Raw genomic sequence first — 21,331 nt, 5'->3', positions numbered from 1 at the left:
ACATGACAGTTGACAATAGTGATAGTATACTATTGCAACAACGAACCATTGGCTGTACAGAGCTTAGGCGGATGCTCCGAAACATGCCATCATAATGGATTCTGGTAATCTTTCAGTACGCTCTCAATTGAATACAACAACATAAGGGTTTCATAACTTTCAACTTTAGTAACTAAAAAAGTCAGAAAAATTAGCTGCTATTCCAGTATTGCCGTGAAATACTGTAACAACATCCAACGAACAGTGAATAATAAAAAACGGGAACAGACAGTAGATCCTGTTTTAACTATTTAGCTGCGGGTCTTAAACGCTACTGACTATCAGCACTTGGGGGCATGGTCTACTTTGAGTTATGGTGGATTAACCAACGAGTCAGAAGGTCATTAAATATACTTATTATTCTTTGCATACCGTGCGCATCGAATAATGATCGTAAAATAAAATAAAATGAACGACATAACCAAATTTCCGAGCTTCGATTAACATTAATTTCAATTTAGAATTTTAGATCACATACATTTCTATCAGCAATACTAACTTTTACTATACTCATACTAAACTTCTCTGGCAAAGGATACCGGAATAACAACTGCTAAAACAATGCAGTAAAGCGTTTCAGTATCCAACATTAATTTAGTGTTATCTCTCCGCAGCTGTTCTAAAATTTCAGTGAAATTCATTTAACTAACTGCAAGGCATGTACGATAATGGGGGTATGTTTTACATTTATTACAACTACTCAAGTCAGGCATACTAACCAGCAAATAAAATGTGCATATTTTTACTGCAATTAGATTGCAAAGAAACAACAAGCGTATATTTCTGCAAAAGAGGTATCAATTAATTAGGACTACTCATTCAAAAAGCTTCGGAAACAGGACATCAAACCACTCATGCAGACAATCCAACATCTTTAAGCATATGCAAAGAATATTCTGAAATTCCATGCACCATTGATGGACCAGAGTGAACGATCTATTAAAGATTTGCGTAAAAAAATTTGGTCAATATTTAAGCAACATGCATATAACTAAAGTGAGACCTATCCATCAGAATTTAACAATAGATAGGGTAACAGCTTAAACGCTCTATCTACTAAAAAGGGAGAATAGTTTTTTTTAAAAAAAGCTATTCTCCCTTTTTAGTAATGGTTAAGAATATTAATAATGAAATATTTCAACTAAAAGCATATTCAAAAACAACCGATTGATTTTTAAATTGCCATGAGCATATGCAATTATTGCTTTTTAAATTTTATTTAGATTGACTGATCTGTATCAAAATACCACTCAATAGTTCTTTAAAAAAAATTAATTCAACATCTGATTCCTGCTTTTTCGATGATACCGCCAACGCATCAAGCTAGGCAACACAATCAGCAATAACGGCAATGCTAGTATGAAACCACCTATCACAGCAATGGCAAGGGGCTGATGCAACTGTGCGCCCGCACCAATCCCGAGTGCAATGGGCATCAGAGCAATGATGGCGCCAAGGGCTGTCATTAATTTTGGTCTTAGGCGGGTGGAGATTGCGTATACAATCGCCTCATCCGCCTCTTGGGTATTGCGCATGGATTCTTTAAACTGTAAGAAAGTAAAAATGGAATTCTCTCCAATAATTCCTACTATCATAATAAGCCCTGTATAACTACCAACATTTAGTGGTGTATGGGTGAAATAAAGCGCAATGTAGCTGCCGCTAATACCCAAAATGGCTACCAACAGAATGATCACTGCATCTACGAAATCTCTGTAAAGAAAAAGTATAACACCAAATACCAGTAGACTGGCCGTAATCAGGATCAGTAACAACTCGCTGAAGGATTGTTGCTGATCTGCATAGGCACCTCCGTATGCAATGCTATAGCCCTGAGGTAACGATATCTCTTTTCCTACCTGATGCCTGATTTCACGCATAACAGTCCCCAGATCACGGTTATCCAGTCGTGCGCTGACAATCCCCATCGACTGCAAGTTTTCCCGTGTTATTTCAGCCTCTCCACTATTGAAATGGAGGGTGGCCAGGTCCGTTAGTGGCCGTAGCTTCCCGTCTGGCAAGAATATCTGTAACTGATTAATTGCTGATACACTTAGCATGCGACTACCGGGATACACAAGCCGTATGGGTGATAACTGCTCTTTTTCGAATACCGCGCCAGCTACATTACCCTCCAGCGCTGTTTGCAACTGAAACTGCAAGTTGGCAGGGGTAATACCATATTGCGCCAGCAGGCGGCTGTTGACTTCCATACTGATAGAAGGGCCTGCTATCACAATGCCATCAAATACATCTGCGGTGCCAGGTACCTTGCTCACCACCGCTGCTACCTGCCTGGACAAATCCTTCAGCCGTTCCTGGTCGTTCCCAAAAATCTTTATTTCAACAGGCTGCACGGAGGTCATCAGATCCCCAAGCATATCACCTATCACTTGCCCGAAATCGATGCGTAGTGCCGGTTGCGTGGCCTCCACCTGCTTGCGGATGACGTCTATAACCTCATTGGTGCTCTTCTTCCGGTCTTTCTTCAACTGTATCAGATAATCTCCTCTATTGGGCTCCGTTATAAAGAATCCCATCTGAGTACCAGTACGCCTGGAATAGGCGGATACTTCAGGAATACTGGTGATAATCTTTTCTACCTGCTGCAGCATCCGATCTGTTTCTTCGAGAGAAGTGCCTGGCGGAGAACTATAATCCAGCACGATACTACCTTCGTCCATTTCGGGTAAAAAACCGGTTTCCAGACGTGGTACAATAAGTAAGATCGCTAGGATCAGTGTAACAATGAACACGATACTAATCCACGGCCGGGTAATGAACCAGGTCACCCAGCGCTGTTTTTTTACATCATGCCCTTTATGCGTCTGTTTTGCCAACTTACGTTCGTTTTTCTGATTGGTCAGCAACAGATAAATCACCGGCAACCCTATCCAGGTAACAAAGAATGAACATACCAGCGTAATGACCATAGTATTGGTCATTACTTTGAAGTAAGCGCCGGCGACTCCCGTCATCAGCAGAAATGGCAGAAAGATAACGATTGTACTAAGGGAAGACCCCACCATTGCGGGGAACAGATATTTAATCGCTTTGGGTAAAAGTACAGTGGTAGGTTCGTCGGGATGTTCCTCATGTGTACGGTGTATTTGCTCCACCACTACAATGGCATCATCAATTATCAGCCCTATGGCCGCAGCAATAGCGCCCAACGTCATAATATTGAAGGTTTGCCCGGTAGCGTATAATACAGTCAGCGTCAATAGTAAAGTCACAGGAATGCTGATCAGGATGGTGGTACTGGCTTTCAATGAACGAAGGAAAATAATTGCCACTATGATGGCCAACAGCAATCCAATCCACAAACTATCCGTTACACTCTTAATCGCTTCCTTTACAAAGTCGGCCTGTATATAATACGGGATGATTTTCACATCCGATGGCAGGATCTTTTTCAGAGCAGCCATCTTCGCCGTCATTTGGTCTGATAAGTCTACCAGATTGGCATTGGGCTGCTTGATCACTGCCACCAGTATACCGTCTTTGCCATTGGCATTTACTTTAATGTATTCCTTTGCATCTTGTATGTCCACAGCCGCAATATCAGCCAGCGTCACTACCCTCCTTCCGTTGTTGCTGATCACCAGGTTATTTAGTTTTTCTCTGGTGTCTACCAGCGCATCGGTAACGGTGAGATACAGTAGATGGTAATCAGATAGGTAGCCGTTCGATTTAATAAAATTAGTTTGGGTCAATGCGTTGCTGATCAGATCCGGTGTAATGCCAAAGGTATTCATCTTCTGCATGTCTAGCTGGACCCAGTATTCTTTGTTTTTTCCTCCGATGATACGGATTTCGGAAACACCTTCAACTTGTGATAAATAAGGCTTGATGATATAGGTGGCTAGGTATTTCAGATCGATGGGTGATCGATTATGGCTTTCTATAGCGTAACCGCTTACCGGCAATATGGAAGGATTCATTCTTTCCACTTTGATCTGGACATCTGGTGGCAATGCATTTTTAATTTCCCCTATCTTCGATTCAATGCGTTGCTGGCTGATGTTAATATCGGCCTGCCAATCCATGAAGGCGGAGATTTCGCAGCTACCCCTGCTGGTAGTGCTGCGGATCATTTTCAGATCTGGCACTTGCTTTATTGCCAGCTCCAGCGGTCGGGTGACGGTGATCATCATTTTATTGACGGGCTGTTGACCAGCATCTGCAATGACCTTTATTTTGGGGAAAGTAATTTCTGGAAAAAGAGCCGATTGTATCTTTCCGTAGGCAAACAATCCTCCTGCGATAATAATCACAAGCAGCACCGTTACCGGATTCTTATATGCTACCAAGAAATGTTTCATACCGGCTGCTTGTTAACGATGGTGACAGTGGCGGTGTCGGAAAGCCCATAGTTACCGCTGGTGAGCACTTTATCTTCTGTAGTTAGTGGCGGAGATAATACTTCGACCTTATTGCCGTTTTCTAGTCCTTTCTGAATGGTTACTTTTATGGCGGTGGTATTGTTTTTCATTTTCATAATCCAATACTCGCTTTGAGATTCATTGGAAAGTACCGATTCTTTGGGAACATACATGGTATTCGCTTTAATTGATTTAACAAGTCGAACTTTTGCAATCAGGTTTTCAGGAATCAGTTTACCAGGGGCAACCCTGATCACATAATTCTGTGTCTGTGCAATCGAATCCACGGTAGGCAGCGGAGCTTCCATTACTCCAGGCAGTTGCTGCCCATCTGGTAAAGCCACGTTTACCTTGTGGTTGGCGGGTATCAGCGAAGTCAGTTCATAGGGCAAATTCAAAATAAAAGCAAAGCTGTTATCATCTGAAATAGTCGCCAGTTGCTCACCATCCTGCACATAGGTACCTGCCTGTGTGGTCAGCTGAGTAATATAGCCGTTACCGGTAGCCTTAATAGGAATAATACCCGTAAACCGGAAAGAAGAATCCAGCTTATTGATGGTGTTTCCTAAATTCTCAGCTTCTTTTGTTTTCAGCAGGAACAGCACTTGTCCCCGGCTTACATGCTGACCTATTTTTATGTTGGATGTTTGCAGGAAGCCATTGGCAACGGCTTTTACATTTGTTTTCAACAAAAAAGCAGCGGTAGCATTCAGTTCCACAGCATCTTCCATTGTGCCTCTTTCAGGAGAGGCAACTGTAACAGGCGTACCTATTGATGCGGCCTGTTCTTCGGAAGCAGGAACACTTTGATTGCAGGCAGCTGTTAGGAGTATCCATGCAAAAGTGAGCAGATATAATAATTTCATACTTGATATCAATTAGCGCTGTTCCAGTAATTAATCTGGTTAATCAACTGATATTTATACACAATATTTTGCGTGATAATATTTTTAGCATTCAGATAGTTATTGATGGCAATCACATAATCTGCTATTCTCACGTCACCATGCACCAATAACGCCTTATTGGCCTGCATCAGGCCATCGGCATAATGAATTTGTTTGGTGGCTTGCTCAATGAGCTCAAATGTAGAAGCCAGTTGCTGCAAAAGCTGTTGTATCTGTTGATAATACTGGTGGGAAAAAAACTCCTGGTAGTTCTTTCTTGTCTCTTCAGAAATTGCCACCTTGTTATGTTGTAGTTTTCGTTGCTTACCATCATAAATGGGGATCGCCAGGCTTATACCAGTGCTGACGCCAAAATTCTTGTAGGGGTCCAGGGCTAATGTAGAATTGAAACCTCCATCAGTATACAGATTTATTCTGAGCCGGTAAGACAAATCAATGGCGGCATCTGTATTTCGGAGCTTCAGACTGTCTATTTCAAACTGACGGTAAAACACAGTATTCTCAAGGGAGGGAAGGTGATCAATACGTAATGCAGGATCTACTATGGGAGTAAAGGCAGTATCTATTATGCCACAAAGATAATTCAGTTGTCCGAAGTTATTCTGATACTGGGCGCGCAGTTGTTTTAGTAAAAGTTCCTGCTGTTGCAGGGTTACGAGAAAGGTAAGGTAATCTGTCTGACGGTAGGTGCCTGTTTGGGTAAGCTTTTTCAGGATCACTTCTTCTTCTCTCAGCAGCTGTAATACACTATTGTTAAAACAGTATTGTTCCCAATCGCCATAGGTGATGATATACTGCGCTACAATATTTTTTTTCAAGTCCTGTTCTGAAATTCTGGCAGTGATGCGAAGGCCTTGATTTTGCAAGTCGATGCCATATAGTTGATTATTCAGGTTCTTCTTTCCGTTCAACTCTTTGGTGGCGGTTACGAGCGCAGTTACCTGACCACCATTGGTTATGGCGTTGTCGTATCCGTAGCCATGAATGACTGGTGCATAGGTATTATTACTTATTCCATTCACTTGTGGCCCGTAAGCGCCTCGCAGGCGCATACTATCTATTTGCGCCGCTTTTACCTGATTCTGGTAATCCTTCAGCAGCGGACTATTTTGTTTGCCCTGGTCTAGATAATAATGTAGATCTTTCTCTTGGGCATATGTAGTAATGAAAAAGAAAATAAGCAATAGTGAAATGCGTAGCTGCTTCATTGAACATTGGTTTGAATCTGCTACTGAAGGATATCGTTAGCGGGTCATCACTTTTCCTCTCTCAGGAAATTTCCTTTGTCATCGAATATAACATCTTTACCGTTAATTTCCGCTTCGTAATTCACTACACCGTTCGATTTCACAATTTTAGCGGTTTCTTTTACTTTGGCACCTTTATAGTGACTGGCAATATATGCCGTTGCGTCCTTAGGCAGTGCGGCAACAGGCGCAGCTGTTTCTGTTTCCATCCAGCCACCTTTCATATCAAATACAGCAGATGTATGCTGATTGTTCACTTTAAAGCCCGCCTCATAGTTCCCTTTCTCCATTTCCCACTTAATCCCTGTGGCAGCAGGAAATTTCTTTGCCAGAGCGGCTTTAACAGGTGAAGGTACTTTGTCCTCACTAATTTTTTGTGCGAATGCGGAAGTGCCGATCATCATGCATCCCAATAAAACATAAATTTTCATGGTCTGAGAATTTAAAATAAAGTTAGAAGGGAATTCTGGTTACTTTCTGTAGCTTATAAACTCTTTCATTTAAATAACTAATATGCCAGGACACGTTGTTTGTACAAGATCAGCATATACGCTCACTTCTATCGGGCGTATTCATACGAGTTTAGATTAAGAGCCAAGTACCAGGGATGAAAAATTTGCATGTCTCGGCATAAAGGGAAGATGATATTTCTTTCTGAATGTATCGATAATTGAATCATTTTCAAATATTAGCGACAGAATTCTGATTTTTTTATCTACATATTTTTTTCTCACGCTACCAGCTGGCACTATATACTTGAAAATCCAACAATCACGCATACACGATTTTGATACATCGTTAAGTTACAGCAGGAACCAGGGTTAACCGCCATCTAAAAGACAGTTTAACACAATGGCCGATGGTGGCGTTTTTGAAAGGGTAATGCATATAAAATTGATATGGGGAGTAGTTGGTCCCCCCATATTATTAGGATAAGTTGTTCGCTCCAAATCGCCCTATGCTTCTACCTATTGCGGATATAATATCTGTGTAGCACGGATATCCCATGTTGTAAATCCATTCCATGGCAGCACAGTTGAATTCATCACGGAGTTAGGATCTGAAGTCGGCGTTCCGGGTATTAATGTACCGTTAGTCTGGTTGGTGTGGTGGAAGCCTATTGTATGACCAAATTCGTGCGTGATGGCAAATAGCTGCTGCGTAGCAGAAAGCGTATTATACTTGGAATTAATTTCCACAGTTACCCCTGGTTTGGTGTCTGATCCAGGCAGATACGCTCTCGCGATCCAGTTGGCATCTTCATAACCCATAAAAACCCGGGTATTGGCGCTTGCCGCCGAGGATACAATAGACATTCCCAAACGGGTGCCATTCACAGCGTTTCAATTGTTCACCGCACCTTCTATGGCCGTTCTCCAGACAGTAGGAATGCCAGGCTCCAGGTAAAATTTGATGTTGGTATTATAAGCATTACCAACAATGTAAGTTCCGCGCCGTTGTTCTGTTTTCGGCCCTACTTTCGCGTCCGCAAGGCGTTGTTTAAGGTCAGAAATGGTGATAATAATGTCGCCTTCGATAATAACACGATCTTTTTCGAAGACAATATGCTTTTGGTCAAATCCCTGATTGGCCAGATAGCTCGTCATTTCTTCTACTGTAGGGACTTTTGATGGGTCGTTCAATGCCGTGTCTTTCTTGGAGCAGGAGGAGAAGAGGAGGGTTAAGGAGGCAATACATACGATTGCGCTAATGTAAAATACATTAGAGTGTTTCATGCTAGACAGATTTTTAGGTTAAGTAATAAAGTTTGAATTACTAACTAAAACTAATACCTATGACTGGTAATTTAATGGCAGTTTAGATTCTGTAGTGTAATGGTTCAACTTTTATATTAAGTATTGGAGAAAAAGTGGGGTTACACAAAAGGAATCATATTAAACGTTCAACTAAAACAAAACCCGCCATACGTGAGGTTTACAAGTTGTTGGTGATCCCTATGATACAAAGCTCGAACTTATTGTACGATTTACGTAAATTGGCAAAAATCAGCTAATTCATACTAAATTTATATTTTTGTAAGGGTCACATAAATATTTTTACCATTAAAAAAAGCTTAAGCAGGTATTTCCGCAAAAATAAGCAGTGTCCTTTCTTAATTATTTGCCGGCAGTTCAGTTTATTACGCCAAATGCAAGAGGATGAAATATACACAAATACAACCAGCTGCGAAGTTGCGACCATACATACGACATTTCGGTTTACTGGAAAGTAACGGCAGTTGTGATCAAATAAAAACATTTAAGATAATTGCAGACGCTAACCCTGGCCTGGTATTTCAGGAAACCACCTGTTTTACGAATATCAATAATGAAAAGTTACCCCCACTTTATCTGCATGGTCTGACAAGTTCCAATTCGCAAAAGACAGTCAGCGATAGCTATTGCAACCTTATCGTATGTTTTCAGACCAATGCCATTAAATCAATTTTCGGAATTGATGCTAATGAGTTAACAGATAGCTATTTTCATTTAAATGATGTTGTAAAAAATAACTTAACGGTGCAGTTGCTGGAAGAGAGATGTTTAAATAAAAGAATTACTATTATCTCCGATTTCATCTCACAGTTGATTACAAAAAATAAGCATCGTGATAATATATACGCTTCATATGCAGTAGCCAATTTGAATATAAACAATGACGATGGCTTATATAGAATTCAGACAGAACTTAACATTACAGAACGTTCGCTGCAAAGGTTGTTTAAAACGAATATAGGCATACCTCCAAAGTTATACTTTCGTATTTGCCGCTTTCAGGCAGCTCTGGACCACATTCGTGGCCGTAAGTTCACATCTTACACTAATATAGCCCATCAGCATTCTTATGCTGACCAGGCACATTTTATCCGTGATTTTAAATCGTTTACGGGCACTACACCGAAGCAGTTCTCGCAACAAGCAAATGAACAAGTATTAAATTTTCCGGAATGGTTGTCTTAAAAAATGTCGGGTTTGTTCAATTTTCCTTTTTTCCGTTAAGATAGTTTTGAGCCATCATTCAAAATCTTTCAAAATGGAAAATAATAAAATTACCGTCTTTGGTGCATCTGGCAATATCGGTTCATTGCTGATCCAACTGTTATCCAAAGCCCAAATTGAAACAATCGCAGTAACCCGGAACTGCCATAATACTAACGATGTCCCTTTTGTACGATGGGTACAGGCAGACATGTCCCATAAGGAAAGTTTGTATGCTACAATGGAAAACAGTAAGGCTGTTTTTTTATTATCTGGAAATAGCCCCACAGTTGTAGAAGATCAAAAAAATGTGATTGATGTGGCAAAGGAAATGGCAATTAAGCATATTGTGAAGCTTTCCTCAGGTGCCGCTGACGCCAACTCCAGGTTTTATATACCATGTGCTCACGGACAGATCGAAAATTATTTAATAGCATCTGGAATCCATTATACGATCCTACGTCCCAATGGAATTATGCAGAATTGGTTAGGTGAAATAGCCGATGCTGTGCGTAAGGAACGGAAATTCTATGAAGCGACCGGAGATGGAAAGAGAGCGCATGTGGATAGGAGAGATATTTCAGATGTGGCTTTTAAATGTCTGACAGTACCTGAATCTCACTTTGATAAAATATATTTCCTTACCAGCGATAAGGCAGTAAACTATAATGATGTTGCGACGGCCATCAGCAATGTTATTCATGAGAAAGTGATCTACTCCCCTATTTCTTTTGAACAGGCAAGGCTGGATATGGAAGAAAAGAACATGCCGGCCACATTAATCGAAACTTTCCTGGCTTACGACGCTGCACAGCGTAATGGAGAAACTGAAATTGTTACAGACTGTGTAAAGGCAATACTAGGTTGTCCTCCACGAACCTTAGAAGCTTTTATAGCAGATCATGCTACATTTTTCAAATAACAGATTTATCTTGAAATCTGCACAAATATTTTACAACTTCGTTGGGAACGACTTCCAATGGAACTAAAAAGGACAGGCTTTCAGTTTCGAAAGCTTGTCCTAAGTGGTGATACCGCTGGGATCTCACAATTTCATTCCGACTCCGCCATAGTGGGTGTCTCATCATATTTTTCTTTATAACCATAGATACCCAATTTGCTACCCGAAATCAATCTATTTAACGGCGATTTCATTTTCGCCCGATCATTTGGCATTCACGTTACTGATCACAGACACCAGCACCGCTGCACTCACACAGAAAAGCAATATTCATTTTCTAAATTGGATTACTTATTAACAAAGGTCAATCAACAAATAATGTAAAGGCAAACCAGTTCCATACTATTTGGACTGGTTTATTTTTATACTTATGAAAACCATTTTTTTTCTACTGTCTCAGCCCATTGCCATCCCATTACACCAAACTCGGAATCCTCAAGTTCATCTAACGATCCTAAAAAAAAGGTCATACCATCTTTAGAAATTGATATACCGCCTGACTCTGTAAAGTCGTCCTTAACTGACTTCCATCCCTCACTTATGCTTCTCAAAATGCATCCTTCACAATTCTGATCGAGTGAACTTTCTACTATTTTACATTCTGTGTTTTTACAATATGAAACAGCAGATCTTAACTCTTCCATACTAAGATCAAATTCTTCAAGAAAGTCGGCTACATTATCTCTGCCACAGGCTGATGCTACAACACTGAGTACGGTCAATCGTCTACCAATTATAACTGGCTGACCAAATCCCCTATTTGCATTGCGTTCTACAAAATTCATACGATATGTATTGTGGGTTCTCTAAAGATGCTACTTACCTGGTCCTATTACCGAAGGATTTATACGGGCTACGGCATCCAATTTTAACATTAAAGCAAAAATCGTATTCCATTTTCTTATTGAACGGGCGTAGCCCTGATTGTAGTGACTCCTGCGCTCCTAAAATCTTTTTATTACTAGTAAGTACTATATCCACATCCGACGTTCCTTTAGGAAAAACTTTAACACTAAATCCTGCGTTTTCGAATTGACACAAAACCGTATGTGAAAAATTTTCATCCGCTATAACATCGCTTCCACTAATCCACCTTTCATACATGTGTGGAAGATCCAATGACTCACAACCTACCGAACAACTAATACCAAACTTTACTGATGATGGGGGCCCTGAACTTCGTTTATTAGAGGTAAAAGGTTGCTACATTAAATTCTCAGATGCAGTCGTGGCTTCGGCTCAATACGAGTTTGTCTCATTATTGCCCTGCCCTAGACCACCGGATCAGAGTTCTTTGCCCATTGATGAAAATCATCTAATTTATATTGATTCGCAGCACCTTTCATTCCAGTAGGAATCCCGGTTATTTTGACTGATTCAGGTTGGATTTTGCTATGTAATGGGAGCACAATATAATCCCGGTCGCGTATAACAACCGGGATTCGTATTCATGGTTAACCAACCTAATTTTATTAAAATTTGAAAAACTGGTGACTATCTAACGTTTCTTAACATCATTCTTTATTGATGAATGCACTTTCACACCGTATGGCAAATTGTTATAATAACTTATATTTAAGAGTGATTGAGCAACAATTCTGTATGTTTCAGGTAAAGCAGTTGCCTCATCTAGCTGTAGACCGTATAATATACCATGGTCAGTCCCTGTTCTATACCCTTGCTCACCGACAGCTTTTCTTGCAATATTACCCATAACAATCGCAAGTTGACTATCATAATCCGGCGACTCATACCCATGTAAAAAATATCCGTGTCCAAGTACTTCGTGAGCTAATAGCTCTTCAACTGTAGGTTTTGCTTCAAAGTATTTACCATCTGCTGTTCTAAAGTCAGTCGATTTTTTGGGATCCATCACCATGAGCGTAAAAGTGGCGTTTGGTCCCCATTCATTATTATTAGTCCCACCGCCGGTATTATCTTCATATACTGCTCTATTCGACTTTCCTTTTTTAACATTTTTTAAATCATATTCTGTTGGGTCTTCATTTCCTTTAATAATACTCACAACGTGTCTTGTTCCTGTATTTACTGCAGCAAAGTAAGCCAGGCCCAACGCAAGTTCATCTGCAGAAGCACTTGCAGCCGCATTAAGAAAGTCCTGGGTATTTATATGCTGAAATGTTACCTGGTCAGGACTCAGCTTAAACAAAGCTGCAAGTGCGCCGCTTTTCTTCAAGGAAGAATTTATAATCTGCAGTAATCTATTAGCTGACCTTTCATTAACTCCTTCTAATGTATCACCACGAGGATCCGTATTTTTAATAGGATTTCCTCCCATGGCTGTATACGGAGAAACACTAAAATCTGGTTTACTGTCAAGCTGTAACCACCTTCCTATTTGCGGGTCCAATGTTCTCATTGGTGTGCTATACCAATCCAGACCGGTACCATCTGCCAGCTCCCTGCTATGTAACATTGACCCGGCATTATACTTGAAGTTGTTAACCGGATAGGTAGTTGCTGAAAATGGCGAATTACTAATGCCATACATAGTCAGACCGTATGGATAATAATGAGTTTCTTCTACAACCGGGCTTTCACTTTGTACAACAAGCAAATCATCGAAATAAACATCCTGTGCAGTTTCATTACTTGTAAATACATATAGAAAACCACTTTTAGTTGTTACAATATTATCACTTGACAACACCTGCAACTCATCTGATGCGGCAGAAACCTGTTTAACACCTGAATTCCCTTCCACCATTTTAAAATTATCATCAAACAAAACATAGTTCAGATAAGCTCTGGGGCGTTGGTGGTCCTCTTTCTGTCCTGCCGGATCTTTCCTTCGTAAACTATTATATTGGTCATCAAAAACGGAGTTGCCAAAAGGCTGAATAAAATCATTCCGGCCACCATGTCCTGTGGTACCAGTTTTGTTTCCTGCTAAAGTTTTAACAGCGCCAGGAAGGATATTTTTTAAGAGCAAGTCGTTATTACCATTTTCTTTTGGACCCTGTGACTTGTAAAATGCTTTAGTTTTTATACGCACGGTATCTCCTGCAACTACTCTAAGAACAAGTGATGGCCCTATTTTACCTGACTCATTTTGCGCATTTAACTTAGCCACAGCTTTATTTTCTTCCAATTCTGCATATTGAGGATATCCTGCGGGTGTTGCAACTCTTGTTTGCTCAATATTACTAAATAAAGCAGCTTCAGTAGCAGCTTTGGGGGCCTCCATAGATGCATAATATACAGATTGTGATGTAGAATCGGCTAGTACAATCCTGGTATTTCCCTGGTAATCCTTGATAAAATAATCAAATACATAGCGAGGGCTACTTCCGGGCTTCAATAAAAACCTTATCCTACCCTCTTCATGAGTGACTGTTTGCAGGGTGTCGTTTTTGTAAATAAACCCATTCATAAAATCAATCTTTGTCACTTTATCCACACCAGTGGTCTGGTCAAGTATTCTTTTCTGCAACAAATTACCTGCCGCGTCATATAAAAAGCTGATCCTACCCTTATTACCGGTAAATACAACTTCATCTGGTAAGAATAAATGGTTATAGTGTATGGAAGAAATTCCTTTATTCAAGTCCATAGTAAGATTTCCTACTTTATCATACTTATAGTCGATATCATTTGTAGGACTATTTTTAAAATCTCCTAAACGCTCTGTAATGTTTGTTGAATCGTAGACAGAAACAAGCTGATTACTATTCGATGCATACCTGTAAGCCAAACGGTCGATGAAAGTACTGGAAGTTCCCAACTGACCATGGTTTGCCATGGCAGTAATATTTCCATTTGCATCGTACGTGATCCAGTCAGTAGAAAAATCCCTGACAGACTTATTCCAGGAACCGCCACTTTCCTCAGAGAATTCGGCATTTGTCAGTCGTTCTCTTCTATCATAACTATATCCATATGCTCTTTTGGTTTTATCATTCCAACCTTTCCACCTTAGGCCGGATATATTCTGGTTATAGGCAATCTTCTCAAAAACATCATCATAGCTGATGGATTGAGCAAAATGCATCCCATTTACATCACCGTTAAGATAGGCTTTATTGATGTTCTGGATAGCACCATGAATATTATAATCAAATGTCATTATTTCCAGTGGAGCCTCATTGCCTTTTCGTCCTAATTCTTTACCGGTAACATTTCCAAGTTCATCATAAGTATAGGCAGCAATAATCCTTTCGGGTGTGGCGTTATCATTTACCAGTTTTTTTATTGTGAGTGTGCGCCCGGCATGATCATAGGTAAAGCGTGTTTCAATATTTACATTAGGTATCATTGTCCCTTGTTGGTTTATATGACGCCTATACACACTTAGTACCTTACCATCAAAACTATATAATGTAGTAGAAATTTCCTTCCCTCCGGATAAATTCTCTGTTATTGTTTGTATAACATTACCTTTTTCGTTATAGTAATTGGTGGTAGTAAGCCATTTATCAGTGCCTAAAACCCTTACTTTTGTTCCGGTTGCTAATCCTCTCACAATGGTTGTTGCCCCAAGAGTTCTTTCAGGAAAATTGCTTTCATCCGGATACGGCCTTTGGAGGTCTGCTACACTCACATCCTGTTTTCCCGAAAAATTGTAATTATCATAGAAATAAAAGGCAATAGGTGTTAAATCTGATTCCGCCATTCCGGGAAGAATACTGTTCACGGTAACAGTTGTTGTTTGCCCGGACAAGGATGGATTTACCTGCACTACTATTTCATCATTGTTCGAATCAAATCCTGCAATCAGTTCAACACTATTTTTGGCCTCATATAACAATCTATCATGTGTAGCAACAACCAAGTCAGCAATTGCAGGCGCAGTAAAAGATTGGGTAATTTGCTTCATTCCATTGTTATTAATCGACGTTTGCATAGCTTCCCTTGTTTGATTGCTGGCATAAAATGCCAGTTTCACCGGGCGTCTGGAATCATCATAGAATGTGGCTAACCATTTACCATCCTGTCGCATATTTCCATCTCTCAACATTACAGGTCTATCTTTCTGGTCATAAACCATTTCTATAGAATCTGCACCCGGCATATACCGGGTAATCAGTCTGCTCCTTCCGTCATACCGCATCTGATAGCAATAACCAGATCTTATTGAATCAAAATTCCAGTTAGACGATATTATTGCAATAGCTGCGGGCGGAATTACGCAAATCATCCGGCTCATTGCATCATAAATAAAATAAGTCGAATGCCACCCGATATGTGCAGATAAGGGTGCCTTATCTGTTTGCACACGTTTACACACTACCACATCATTCATCGTCTTATACTCAATTGTTTGGTTCCCCAATTCATCTACTACGATGGATTTGGAGAGAGAGGCAGGCGGATAACAATCGGTAGTAATCGGTGTTCCATTAACATAATACCATCGTCTGACAGAATCAGCGACCGTATTAGTCTCATATTTAAAGATTATAGGATGACTATCACCATTTTTTGCCCAGCTATTTCCTGATGAATATTTTTTTAAGACTCTTCCTAATGGTGAATTTTCGTATTCATTCTCGCTGTAGTAAATATTTTCTGATGCACCGCTTACGCTCAAATTATTCTTATAAAAATATTCTTGTTCACCAAACGGATTCATTTTAAAGTTCCCGGTACCATCTAAACTTGCGTACGGTAAATACTCCAGGGTATTTCTACCCAAATTATCGATTAGTATTGGGTTTACTATGTCATGACCACCTGTGCTTCCCCCTTTTATCACAGTTTGTATAGGCGTACCCAAACCATCACTGTAATCCGTTTTCACTTTTACCTTTGCTATGGTTGCAGACTGATTTATCACGAGATTGGTATCGGTCGATTTAAAGCTTGGTTCATAAATGCGTACGTAATTGACAACTCCATTGGTATAGGGAGTTGGCAGGGGCGCTGCATTAGCAGTGCTCCTGACTTTTGACCCAGGCACATTTTGAGCCTGGGTAGGCATAGATACCATAAAAACGGCAACCAAGCCTAAACAAGAAAATATGTTGTTATTGTTAGCTATACTCATGATTCCTTAATTTGACGTTGATTGCTGATATTTATAGTTAACGATTCTGATGATATTCCCCTCCATATCACGTACAACCTTCAACCGTCCGAGTTGATCATATTCATAATAGGAAATCATACTTCTGCTATCAACACTGGCCTGCATGCCTATATTTGGGTAGAAAGTAAAAGTTGACATGTAGGCATTCTCCGGATATTCACGTAATTCATCAATGAGTCCCTGCCCAGTTATTTGTACCGTATTCACACTAGTCACAAGGTGTTCATAATAGGTCCAGCCCCCTACAGTTCTTCCTTTTATTGGATATCCTGCAACTGTGCCCGTCACTGGCAAAGGCTGTGCATTCTTTGTCCAATAGGAAATGATATACTTTTGGCTTGCAACAAGTCCTGTTTTGCTAATGCCATTGCTGCCGGTGAGCTGGAAACATTTGCTACCTGTGGGAGCGCTGACATCCGTTACCGGGGCGCCGATAAAACTCCAGTTACCGGTTCCATCATCTTCAAAACTTGTATAAGCTACCTCGTCGATTGATGCATTGGTTATATCGGCTATGGGATATTCATTATTGTACCCCCAGATATAACTATGTGATTCCATATTAGCCAGGTGCGTTTGATTAATTCTGCCTTTTATATCGTAAGAATCATAAATCACCTGTTTTTTGTAGGCAGTGTCGTAATTAACTTTTCCATTGACTACAGCGTTAATGTCAAAAACAGACAAAGGTCCTTCGTTTTCCGTCTTATATTTTTCAAATGGATATCCGGTACCAGGATAATAGCTGTTAAATGATGCTGTCATGACCCTCTCCTGTTGTCCGGGCAATAGCTGAAAAACAACTTGTTCAACTGGCTTAGCCAGCATAAATTTATTCTGAAGCGTTTTAACACCTTCGGAAATATTATCTGTTGCTGTAATGCCCTTATAATTTCCCGGATACTTCGTAACAGTACGTAGCCTAGTTCCGTCACTGTCAAATGATTGTGTCTCCGTTTCCAGGTAGGTATCGTCATCATAAGTCATTCGCATTTCCTTAACAACAGCACTACCATCCGCAGTATATTCTTTTAAGATAACTTTATCTTCTGTCACATTCGCTTCATCATAGGTAAATCTAACGTGCTTTATGTCTCCCTGAAACAAAAGCAATGCTGAATCAGGATTAAGGGGGCCTACACCATGTGCATATCTATACTGATAAAAAGCTTCTCCTTCAATTTTTGCTTTCGATTTAAGGTTCGAAAAAAAGTGCCGCTCTTCCATAACAAGTGTAGGTGTACTATTATCCAGCTTATATACCTTCTTTAGCTCTAATTTTCCCCTCAGCCAGTCAAAAGATCTGATAGGAGGATATGGAGGGCTTGTATAGCTTGGACCTGTGGTAAGATCATCTACGTTAGTAGTGTATTGATAGTCTGTATACCCAGTTGTTGCACCAGTATTAAGATCAACAGCTGTTTCTCTCACATTGGCATATCCCACATAATTTCTATTTACATCATCCATGGAATAGACACCTGAAGAGGAAAGGATCCGTACGGGAACATCAGTCATGCCCGCATCATAACTATGCAAATTTTCCAACAAAAAGTCTCCATACCGAAAAGCGACATCCGCATTATTGTAAGCATACTTCCGTGTCTGTTTACGACCAGTCAATGGATCCTCATCGATTACCTGTTTTAGTCGAAATCCACCTATTATTACACTGTCAGTGCGCGGCGTTGGAATAAACCCACAATTTACCTCACCTATATCCAAAGAAGCAAATGCCAAATCCGGATCATTACTTGGATATTTGTAGTTGTCATTTCTTGTTTTTACATAGTAGGTGCCGGGTAAAAAGCTAATTTGTTTAGTACACTTAGGTGTAGGCGCGTTAGTATATGAATAGCACCCAGTAGCTGGAGCGGTTGGATCATAACTAAACGAATAGAATAATTGATTCGTTGCACTATCCCTTATTTCAACAAAATATTTATTGGCTGGAAACTGCGCATAATTGCTCCACATCGTACAGGTTACATTGGAGATCATATTTGCATTATCCCGCTGTGGATGAATTGTGAGCTTGGCCACTGTTTCATTATTGGCAAAACTTAGGTTGCTTAGCGTAAGTCCCAAATTCCCATCACAGGTTCTAATAGGTTCATCTACAATTCTTCCGGCTTTCTCATGCGGTTCAAATAAGAAAGTGGTATTACCACCTGTAGGATATATAATTTTAGAAAGCGCACCTTGAATTCCATAATTGTAAGATGGTTGCTTAATACTTGAGATTAATCGCGGATTGATTAAATCATACCGATAATCCGCATCTTTTATTGAATCTCTAATATTATACCACTGCTTCCCATTATTATATCCCCAATAATCTCCAGCACCGAGCAAACGTGAAGGGAATGGCAATGAATGTTCATATGTGAACTTATATGGGGGAATAGTAGCATTATTACTAACTTGTTGCACACTATCCAGGAAAAGCCTTAGCTCCTCTGCTGGCGTACCTGCTGGTATGGCATTATCTGGCATCATCTGTGTCCCATTCAAATAACTATAATAGAAATTATAAGCATTTAGCCGCTCGTTATTACTATTATACAGCACAACGCTATCCAGCCGGTTGGCCCCTAATTCATCCTTTCTGGCTGTTCTTTCATAGAATTCAACCCTTCCAGAGGAGAACAATATTTTCTTCAGACATTTATTTCGAATATGTTGGCGAATATGGACAGTAGAAATATAGCCACTTAAATATGGGTTTGCCTTACCAGTTACAAACACCTCACTCTTGGAATGTACTTTATAGCTAACGTCTCTGTCTTCATATTCAAAACTAATTGTATCTTTTTTATCATGACTGATTATTCTGGTTAGATGCCATGTATTAGGATAAGCATCAGACGGGTTGAGTCCTGCAGCATCTGGAATCTGAGGATCCGCCGCTCTATCAATATATTGGAGTGCTTCAGAATATGCCAATTCAAGATCTTCGAATTCGTACACTGTACCATCCATTTTTGTAATGGTGAACTTAACTATTGGGTATATAGCTCCTCCCATGAAAAATGGGTTGTTCATTCCTGCGTAGGTAACGTTATAGTCAATTTTTATCTTTTCGTATGGAATGGCATGCATTACTTTATTACTATCAAAGAGGAACTTCCCATTTCCAGAAGGTATACTGTAACTAAAAATATCAGGTTGGGAATCGTACCCTCCATGTGCCATTTTCTCCAGAATGTAATAGTAATAAGTAGTTACAGGCCAGGAGTCCCAGAACCCCCTATCCGGCAACTCATCTGCCACACCTCCCATTCGAGTTCTATTCACCGATCCTCCAGCGATTAAACTCCAGCTCATACCCACATTACTGGCGACATCAGTCACCTTTACGCCCTTGCTATGATAGGCTAAGGTCACTGGCAGCTTTAGGTTTCCAGACTTTATTTCAAACAACGGTATTGAAACTTCAGGTGTTCCAGTAAAATTTCCAATTGGCCAATTGCCAAATCTATTAATTGCGGTAGCTTCCGGGCTAGGCAACACCACTTTATCAAGCATCGCAAAATTATTTTGCGCTTCAACAGATGAATAACAACATAACAATACTAACATTGATATTAGCAAATGCCAATAAAAATCAAGTTTCTTGAAATTAGACATAGGGATTTGATAAATAGAAAGAATAGGTTGATATAAGAATCAGATTTCGATGTGTTATATTATTGAGATTATCCAACAATTATCTACTCAGAGTAAATAGCTTCAATAGGATTGCAAAGGGTCGCTCACTTTCCGCAAGATCATCCAATGACACAAACCTAAATTGACTATTCGGATAGTCACTGTTATATAACACCCAGGTCGTTGTAAAGCTGCTAATTGGGGACGGTAAGCTAAAGTTGTTACAAAAAAATAACGAGTCTTTTACAAGATTTCGAAGCATGTATTCAGTAGGAAAATTTGCTTCTGGCACTTCCTTTCCTGATGGATGTTGGAAGTGATAACATTTGATAGTACTACCTGGACCGTTTACTATAAAAGTACATTTACTAAAAGAGTTATTGAAACACCACAATACGATTAACTTTGTCCCAGTACACCGATACTTAACGGACAAGCTGTCAATAATCTTTATTCTATCCTTATAGTGATGAAGATTAGTCAAATTATATCGCACAAATAAAGGCTGGTCAGTAAGATCCCAAATATAACTGCGACCAGGCAACTGTGCATGGCCAATCTGACAAACAGTAATTGATAATAATGCTACAAACAGTAATTTCATATATAGGATTTATAGGAATTTGTCAACATAGCTTTGACCCATTCAGAAGGAAGATACATTTTTTTCCAATTCGGAAATAATCCTTAAAGTTAGAAATGGAGAAATTGTCAGATTTCGCTACTTCATGCTCCGGTTAAATATTATTACATTCCAATTACACTAACTGAATACAACAATATGCTCTCACAAATCGGTGATACTTTTTGGCAGTAACTAATTTGAACTATGCATGATCAAAAGTTTTCTAGCTGAAGAATATATCGTTGCTGGATAATCTTAATATAGCTACGCAAAACGTCTTACTTCTTTTTCAGCCGACATATACTTCCAATGAAAAACATTCATGTGTTGTAGATAAAATGTGATCTATAATTCGGCTAAAACTCAATTTGTATCTTCAATAATGAGAAAGCAGGCGATACATCTGTTGGCAATGCCGTGGGGAAAAGCTCTGCAGCTATAAACCTCGTTAAGCTATAATAAGTACAGGAAAATACCGAATGTCAACC

At 39.8% G+C, this 21,331-nt stretch carries 11 protein-coding genes; 2 read left to right on the top strand and 9 right to left on the bottom strand.

From position 1 onward, the window contains the following. Window positions 1–1,310: 1,310 nt before the first annotated feature. The 6 genes from ACE38W_RS16545 to ACE38W_RS16520 all read right to left on the bottom strand — a co-directional run bounded on the left by ACE38W_RS16545 (window position 1,311) and on the right by ACE38W_RS16520 (window position 8,315). Window positions 1,311–4,364 (bottom strand): efflux RND transporter permease subunit, encoded by a 3,054-nt coding sequence (locus ACE38W_RS16545; RefSeq protein ID WP_375832360.1) that lies wholly within the window; start codon window positions 4,362–4,364, stop codon window positions 1,311–1,313. Next, the gene (locus ACE38W_RS16540) at window positions 4,361–5,290 is read right to left on the bottom strand and encodes an efflux RND transporter periplasmic adaptor subunit (RefSeq protein WP_375832359.1); all 930 of its coding nucleotides are present in this window, start codon (window positions 5,288–5,290) and stop codon (window positions 4,361–4,363) included. Before ACE38W_RS16540 ends, ACE38W_RS16545 begins: the two co-directional genes overlap by 4 nt. A gap of 8 nt (window positions 5,291–5,298) precedes the next feature. Further along, complete coding sequence (locus ACE38W_RS16535; protein WP_375832358.1) at window positions 5,299–6,540, bottom strand: TolC family protein; 1,242 nt, start codon at window positions 6,538–6,540, stop codon at window positions 5,299–5,301. Window positions 6,541–6,587: 47 nt separating this feature from the next. After that, window positions 6,588–7,010, bottom strand: a complete 423-nt coding sequence (locus tag ACE38W_RS16530) for a PepSY-like domain-containing protein (protein WP_375832357.1) — start codon at window positions 7,008–7,010, stop codon at window positions 6,588–6,590. A gap of 537 nt (window positions 7,011–7,547) precedes the next feature. After that, entirely contained in the window at window positions 7,548–7,895 is a 348-nt protein-coding gene (locus tag ACE38W_RS16525) for a M57 family metalloprotease (protein ID WP_375832356.1), read from the bottom strand. A 27-nt stretch (window positions 7,896–7,922) separates the two neighbouring features. Next, the gene (locus tag ACE38W_RS16520; protein ID WP_375832355.1) at window positions 7,923–8,315 is read right to left on the bottom strand and encodes a hypothetical protein; all 393 of its coding nucleotides are present in this window, start codon (window positions 8,313–8,315) and stop codon (window positions 7,923–7,925) included. Window positions 8,316–8,738: 423 nt separating this feature from the next. On the opposite strand from ACE38W_RS16520, the gene ACE38W_RS16515 reads away from it, so the two are divergent. Both ACE38W_RS16515 and ACE38W_RS16510 read left to right on the top strand, forming a co-directional pair. Next, window positions 8,739–9,539, top strand: a complete 801-nt coding sequence (locus tag ACE38W_RS16515; RefSeq protein ID WP_375832354.1) for a helix-turn-helix domain-containing protein — start codon at window positions 8,739–8,741, stop codon at window positions 9,537–9,539. A 73-nt stretch (window positions 9,540–9,612) separates the two neighbouring features. Beyond that, a complete protein-coding gene (locus tag ACE38W_RS16510; protein WP_375832353.1) occupies window positions 9,613–10,479 on the top strand; it encodes an NAD(P)H-binding protein in 867 nt (288 codons plus the stop codon). Window positions 10,480–10,886: 407 nt separating this feature from the next. On the opposite strand, the gene ACE38W_RS16505 is transcribed toward ACE38W_RS16510, so the two are convergent. From ACE38W_RS16505 to ACE38W_RS16495, 3 genes are all read right to left on the bottom strand, one after another. Next, entirely contained in the window at window positions 10,887–11,303 is a 417-nt protein-coding gene (locus ACE38W_RS16505) for a DUF433 domain-containing protein (RefSeq protein ID WP_375832352.1), read from the bottom strand. Between the two features lie 713 nt (window positions 11,304–12,016). Further along, window positions 12,017–16,525: a DUF6443 domain-containing protein gene (locus ACE38W_RS16500; RefSeq protein WP_375832351.1), complete on the bottom strand. Its 4,509-nt coding sequence runs from the start codon at window positions 16,523–16,525 to the stop codon at window positions 12,017–12,019. Between the two features lie 6 nt (window positions 16,526–16,531). Continuing rightward, entirely contained in the window at window positions 16,532–20,095 is a 3,564-nt protein-coding gene (locus ACE38W_RS16495; RefSeq protein ID WP_375832350.1) for a hypothetical protein, read from the bottom strand. Window positions 20,096–21,331: the final 1,236 nt, after the last annotated feature.

Source organism: Chitinophaga sp. Hz27, assembly GCF_042263525.1.
In the GTDB taxonomy this organism is placed as follows: Bacteria; Bacteroidota; Bacteroidia; order Chitinophagales; family Chitinophagaceae; genus Chitinophaga.
Note: the sequence above shows the minus strand (reverse complement) of the source record. Positions and strands in the feature narration are given on the sequence as shown.